The sequence below is a fragment of the Natronolimnohabitans innermongolicus JCM 12255 genome, assembly GCF_000337215.1.
GTDB lineage: Archaea > Halobacteriota > Halobacteria > Halobacteriales > Natrialbaceae > Natronolimnohabitans > Natronolimnohabitans innermongolicus.
The window spans coordinates 37,316-43,315 of record NZ_AOHZ01000054.1 but is presented as its reverse complement, the minus strand read 5'-3'; the positions used below and the strand labels follow the sequence as shown (position 1 = coordinate 43,315).

Genomic DNA, 6,000 nt, shown 5'->3' with positions numbered 1-6,000 from the left:
GATCATCGATGAGGCACTGGACGCCCACCAAGAAGGACGAGTTCAGCGCCGCGCTCGAGGACCTGACTCCCGAAACCGAGTACGACGTCCGCGCCGTTCTCGACGACGGCGACGAGACGGCGACCGCGAACGTCGTGACGTTCGCGACGGGCCTCGAGGACCTCGCCGTCGAAACCGGCGACGTCGAAGCCGTCGATCACCGCACGCTCCAAGCGAGCGGGCGACTCGACGGACTGAGCGACGCCGACGAGGTCGCGGTGTCGTTTCGCGTCCGTCAGGCCGGCGACGACGAGTGGGACGCCACGGACTCACAGTCCCTGCAGTCCATCGGCGCCTACGAGGACGACCTTGCGGGACTCGAGCCCGAAACCGAGTACGAGATCGAAGCGGTTGCCGACGGGGACGACGAACGCGCGACCGGAGAGACGGTGCGAGTCGAAACCGATCCGGAGCCCGGGCTGCCGACGGTCGAACGCTTCGAACTCACCGACGACAGCAACGGCCAGTTCGTCCGCTGTGCCGTCCACTGGGACGTCTCGGACCGCGATGGCGAACTCGAACTCGTCGAATCCGAACTCCGGTACGCGGACGACGACGAGGCGCTCCACCGCGTGGCCTCCGAGGTCGAGGGCGGCGAGGAGAGCGGCGTTCACACGGTCAGAAACAGCGACCGACTCGAGGGAGCGGGCGAGGAGTACGACGTTACGCTGACGGTCACCGACGCCGAGGGCAACACCGCCGAGGAGAGCGACACGGTTTCGCTCGACGAACGCTCTCCCGCACCCGAGATCGATCGGTTCGAGGTGGCGATCGACGACTTCCTCGGAACGCCCGAGGCCGTCGTCGAGTGGTCCGTCTCGGACGAGGGCGCGGAACTCGACGGCGTCGAACTCGAGTTAGTCCGCGCCGACGACGAGACGGTCGTCGCCGACACGAGTTCGATGGCGCGGGGTGAGGAGGCATCGGGGAGCGAGTCGCTCCGGGACGATGCCCTCGACGGCGACGAAGCGCCGTACGACGTCACGATCCGTGCGACCGATTACTTCGGACAGACGACCGAAGAGACCACGCGGGTCACGCTCGGCGAGTAGCCGTCGAGGGGTCCGAATCGGGCGTTTCGGGGTCACCTCCGGAGCACGGATTCGGTCGGTGCGGTCCGGTCAGTGATCGTCCGCCCCGTCGGAACGTCCGTCGGGCTCGAAACCGGCCATCAGGAGTCCGAGCGCCTCGGGGTTGCTCAGTTCGTACCCCATCCGTTCGCTCAGTTCGAGTTTGATCGCCTCGAACCGTTGGGCCTTCGATCCGTGTAGTTTGATGTGTGTCGTCATGCTGTGTGCCGGTGACTGGTCGCGAGTCGGCCGTACGTCCGCGGTTTCTCGAGCGGAGAACCCCCGACCGACGTCGGGCGAGACGGACCCAGTCCAGCGTCCGCCTCGAGTACGGTCGCGGGACCGGGTCGGCCGATCACGTCGATTCGTGCTCGCCGTCGCGCTCGCGACTCGCTTTCAGTTCCCTGGCGATCACGTGTGCGTATCCTGGGAGGATACACCCCGTCCGCCGGAAGTGTTCCCAGGCCGCTCGCTCGTCCTCGCACAGCGGTGTATCGGCTCGCGGGGAGCGTTCTCGGTTCATATTGTACGTCGCTGGACACGGTGCCGACCGTCACGGCCGGCGAGTGTGAGTGCAGTCGTGTCGTCGACGGAGACGCCGGCAACGAACCTAAATTGCAGTCGAAGCAGCGGCGTCGATCGGGAAGAGACGAGCGTCTTCGACGGAGAGGCCGTCCGGTTGTCTGACGGTCGTCCGACTCAGACCATCCGCTCGAGCGCGACCGCGTTCGTCGAACTGATCCAGGCCGTCTGCGTTCGCTCGTCGTATATCATGACGCGGCCGGTGCTATCGACGTCCGCGACGATGGCCGTCGGAATCGCGGGACGTTCGGGGTCGGTGCGTGAGCCGTTGGACGTATCGTTTGCTGCCATGAGTACGGGACGTTCGATGCGCGGTGGTATCGTCGACGCGAGATGGTCTCGTCGCGTGTCCTATCCGAACGTAGGGGACCGGAGAGTACCCATCCTGCGCCGACTTACGTCGGCACAGACGACCGAAGCACGTTAGCGCCGCCGCCATCGCATGCCTCACTCCGAGCGGTCGTCGAGAAACGCCCGGAGAAGACGGTGGACACCCTCCCGTAGATGCTGGTGCAGCGTCGACGACGAGACCTCCATCGACTCCGGACCGTCCGCCGAAACTCCGTCGCCGTTTCGATCGACCGGTCGCGGTCTCGTTTTACCACCAGTTCCGCCTCCGAGAACTGCTCGCCAAGTGTTAGTTGGTAGACCGGTGAGTCGGCCGATCGGTCAGAAATTATCGTTCGACCGCGCGCTCGAGTGCGTCGGTCATCGCAGCTGAACGATCACTCGGTATCAGTGTCAGCATCGTCGATTTGCTCCGTCTCGTTCCCATCGCTCTCCTCACTCTCGTCGCTCTCGCCGCCCTCGTCGTCTCCTCCCTCGGTTTCGTCGTCGGAACCGTCCTCGACAACAGCGTCATCTTCCGAGGACGTCTCCGTCACGAACGTCTCCGCGATCCGCATCAGCAACTCGTTCCACTCGATCGAGTCCGAGAGGTACGCGTCGATCCACTCTATTTCGATCGAGAACCGATCGAGCGTCTCGTCGGTGGCCGGCTCGATGGCGGTCGCCTCGAGCCGTGTCGACGACAGCCCCTGTTCGGTCGCGGTCGTATACCCGTCCGCGATCAGCGTGATTTCGGCAGCGACGTCGTCCTCGGTCACCCCGGTCGCGTGGTATTCGATCTCGACGCGGTCGTCGACGGACTCGACCGCGACGTTCTCGAGACCGCCGTCTTCGAGCGCCGATTCGAACGCATCGAGAAGCGACACCTCGCTCGGCTCCTCGTCGGCCGGTTCGCCGTCATCTTCTGCGTCGCTATCGGCCGATACGCCTGCGTCCGTCCCCGTTCCACCGTCCGGAGACTCGGTAACACACCCTGCGACTACCGCCCCGGCAACCGCCGTCAACAGCAGTCGACGTTTCATACGGATGGTAGCCTCGAGACCGTGTTGAAGACCAGTCGAAAGACGCCCCCGAATAGCGAACGAACGAGGAGACCGCACGACGCGTCTCCTCGAACCGAACTCGAGTGAGACGGTCTGCCGTACCGACGTCTCGGTGAACCGCAACCGGTTGCGAGTGCGTCGGGACCGACGAGCGGTGTTCGTATCGGAATCTGGAGGGAGCGGACCAAGGTCTTAACCTCGCCCAGCCAGTATCGCTGTGTATGCAACACGTGAAGATTCCGCAGGACCGCATCGGCGTTCTCATCGGCGAGGGCGGCGAGACGATGCGCGAAATCGAGGCGAAAGCCGAGGTGCGACTCGACATCGACTCGGAGAACGGCTCCGTCGCCGTCGAGACCGTCGGCGACCCCGTCAGCGGGCTCAAAGCCCCCGATATCGTCCGCGCGATCGGTCGCGGCTTCGCTCCCGACGCGGCGCTGCGACTGCTCGAGGACGAGATGATGCTGTTCGACGTCGTCGACATCGACGCCGCCGCGCGCAACACGAACGACATGAAACGCAAGAAGGGTCGCCTCATCGGCGAGGACGGCCGAACGCGAGAGCTCATGGAGGAGTTGACCGGCGCCGACGTCGTCATCTACGGCTCGACGCTGGGCGTGATCGGCGCACCGCAGGAGGTCGACGCCGTCCGCACCGCCGCCGAGATGCTCCTAGACGGCGCGCCACACGGCGCGGTCTACTCCTTCCTGGAGGAGAAACACAACGAGATGAAACATCAGGGCATGGAGTACCACCGGTTCCCCGGCGGACAGTCCTGACCGCGTCGAACGACTCTCTCCGCTCTTTGCTACCGCCGACTCGAGTCACACCGACGGACTGGTTTTCACTGTCGGCCGACTCGAGAAGGATATAAATAGGAGTACCCATCTCGCCGGGAATCAACCGTACAGCGTCTCCGTACGGGGATTAGACTCAGGCTGTCTCGAAAGACTTTTATAGAATCACAAACAATCCATCGACTGACTATGGCACAACAGCAGATGGGCAACCAGCCCCTTATCGTTCTCTCGGAGGACAGCCAGCGGACCTCCGGCAAAGACGCACAGTCGATGAACGTACAGGCCGGCAAGGCCGTCGCCGAGTCCGTCCGAACGACGCTCGGACCGAAGGGGATGGACAAGATGCTCGTCGACTCCTCGGGCAACGTCATCGTCACGAACGACGGCGTGACGCTGCTCTCGGAGATGGAGATCGACCACCCAGCCGCGGACATGATCGTCGAAGTCGCCGAGACCCAGGAGGACGAGGTCGGCGACGGCACCACGAGCGCCGTCGTCATCTCCGGTGAACTCCTCAGCCAGGCCGAGGACCTCCTCGACCAGGACATCCACGCGACCACCCTCGCCCAGGGATACCGCCAGGCCGCCGAGGAAGCCACGGAGGCCCTCGAGGACGTCGCCATCGACGTCGAGGAGGACGACGACGAGATCCTCCACCAGATCGCCGCCACGGCGATGACCGGCAAGGGCGCCGAAAGCGCTCGCGACCTCCTCTCCGAACTCGTCGTCGAGGCCGTCCAGGCCGTCGCCGACGACGACGGCGTCGACACGGACAACATCAAAGTCGAGAAGGTCGTCGGCGGCTCCATCGAGAACTCGGAGCTCGTCGAGGGCGTCATCGTCGACAAGGAACGCGTCTCCGACAACATGCCGTACTTCGCCGAGGACGCCTCCGTCGCGATCGTCGACGGTGACCTAGAGATCAAGGAAACCGAGATCGACGCCGAGGTCAACGTCACCGACCCCGACCAGTTAGAGCAGTTCTTAGAGCAGGAAGAGGCCCAGCTCCGCGAGATGGCCGAGCAGGTCGCCGACGCCGGCGCCGACGTCGTCTTCGTCGACGGCGGCATCGACGACATGGCCCAGCACTACCTCGCTCAGGAGGGCATCATCGCCGTCCGCCGCGTCAAGTCCAGCGACCAGTCCCAGCTGGCCCGCGCGACCGGCGCCACGCCCGTCTCCTCCGTCGACGACCTGACCGAGGACGACCTCGGCTTCGCCGGCTCCGTCGCCCAGAAGGAGATCGCCGGCGACCAGCGCATCTTCGTTGAGGATGTCGACGACGCCAAGGCCGTCACCCTCATCCTCCGGGGCGGCACCGAGCACGTCATCGACGAGGTCGACCGCGCCATCGAGGACTCCCTCGGCGTGGTCCGCACGACCCTCGAGGACGGCAAGGTCGTCGCCGGCGGCGGCGCCCCCGAGATCGAGCTCTCGCTCGCCCTGCGCGACTACGCCGACTCCGTCGGCGGCCGCGAACAGCTCGCCGTCGAAGCGTTCGCCGACGCTCTCGAGGTCATCCCGCGCACGCTGGCCGAGAACGCCGGGCTGGACCCCATCGACTCGCTCGTCGAGCTTCGCGCCGACCACGACGGCGGCAACACCGCCTCCGGGCTGGACGCCTACACCGGCGACACGATCGACATGGCCGAGGAAGGCGTCTACGAGCCGCTGCGCGTGAAGACCCAGGCCATCGAATCCGCTACCGAAGCCGCAGTCATGCTGCTGCGCATCGACGACGTCATCGCCGCGGGCGACCTCGCAGTCTCCCACGACGACGATGACGAGGAGATGCCACCGGGCGGCGGTGGCATGGGCGGCGGCATGGGCGGTATGGGCGGCGGCATGGGCGGCATGATGTAGGCGAGGTTCGGAACGAGCGAAGCGAGTGAGAACCTCGAAACGGCGAGTAGCGCGGGATCTTCGATCCCGCGGACCATGCGAACGGGCGCTTCGCGCCCGTGAGCAGACGGGGAGCGAACGCGACCCGCGAGCCTGAAACTGAATTTTGCTCTGTCGTTCGAGAGAGCGAAGCTCTCTCGTGATGACGAAAGGCGCGAAGCGCCTTTCGAACCACGGGCCACCGAAGGCGGCCCTCGGCAAAATTTAGTACAAAGC

General features: G+C 65.3%; 6 protein-coding genes and 1 pseudogene. 3 read left to right on the top strand and 4 right to left on the bottom strand.

The annotated features are described in order from the left end of the window. Positions 1–1,091: pseudogene (locus C493_RS23075) on the top strand (serine protease); the annotation flags it as partial. 69 nt (positions 1,092–1,160) lie between these two features. Here the strand turns inward: C493_RS23075 and C493_RS23440 are convergent. From C493_RS23440 to C493_RS12085, 4 genes are all read right to left on the bottom strand, one after another. Continuing rightward, positions 1,161–1,328 (bottom strand): hypothetical protein, encoded by a 168-nt coding sequence (locus tag C493_RS23440; protein WP_162832293.1) that lies wholly within the window; start codon positions 1,326–1,328, stop codon positions 1,161–1,163. A 136-nt stretch (positions 1,329–1,464) separates the two neighbouring features. After that, on the bottom strand, positions 1,465–1,632 hold the full coding sequence (locus tag C493_RS23070; protein WP_161606897.1) for a hypothetical protein: 168 nt from the start codon (positions 1,630–1,632) through the stop codon (positions 1,465–1,467). 176 nt (positions 1,633–1,808) lie between these two features. Continuing rightward, positions 1,809–1,982 carry a hypothetical protein gene (locus tag C493_RS23065; RefSeq protein WP_161606896.1) on the bottom strand — a complete coding sequence of 58 codons (174 nt, stop codon included), beginning with the start codon at positions 1,980–1,982 and terminating at the stop codon, positions 1,809–1,811. A 434-nt stretch (positions 1,983–2,416) separates the two neighbouring features. After that, a complete protein-coding gene (locus tag C493_RS12085; RefSeq protein ID WP_007259725.1) occupies positions 2,417–3,061 on the bottom strand; it encodes a hypothetical protein in 645 nt (214 codons plus the stop codon). Positions 3,062–3,303: 242 nt separating this feature from the next. On the opposite strand from C493_RS12085, the gene C493_RS12080 reads away from it, so the two are divergent. Both C493_RS12080 and thsA read left to right on the top strand, forming a co-directional pair. Next, entirely contained in the window at positions 3,304–3,861 is a 558-nt protein-coding gene (locus C493_RS12080; protein WP_007259724.1) for a KH domain-containing protein, read from the top strand. 222 nt (positions 3,862–4,083) lie between these two features. Continuing rightward, positions 4,084–5,745, top strand: a complete 1,662-nt coding sequence (gene thsA, locus C493_RS12075; RefSeq protein ID WP_007259723.1) for a thermosome subunit alpha — start codon at positions 4,084–4,086, stop codon at positions 5,743–5,745. The last annotated feature ends 255 nt before the right edge of the window (positions 5,746–6,000 follow it).

Bases quoted from the DNA above. Each gene is read 5' to 3' on its own strand.
- C493_RS23440 (WP_162832293.1), bottom strand. From the start codon at position 1,328: ATGACGACACACATCAAACTACACGGATCGAAGGCCCAACGGTTCGAG.
- C493_RS23070 (WP_161606897.1), bottom strand. From the start codon at position 1,632: ATGAACCGAGAACGCTCCCCGCGAGCCGATACACCGCTGTGCGAGGAC.
- C493_RS23065 (WP_161606896.1), bottom strand. From the start codon at position 1,982: ATGGCAGCAAACGATACGTCCAACGGCTCACGCACCGACCCCGAACGT.
- C493_RS12085 (WP_007259725.1), bottom strand. From the start codon at position 3,061: ATGAAACGTCGACTGCTGTTGACGGCGGTTGCCGGGGCGGTAGTCGCA.
- C493_RS12080 (WP_007259724.1), top strand. From the start codon at position 3,304: ATGCAACACGTGAAGATTCCGCAGGACCGCATCGGCGTTCTCATCGGC.
- thsA (WP_007259723.1), top strand. From the start codon at position 4,084: ATGGGCAACCAGCCCCTTATCGTTCTCTCGGAGGACAGCCAGCGGACC.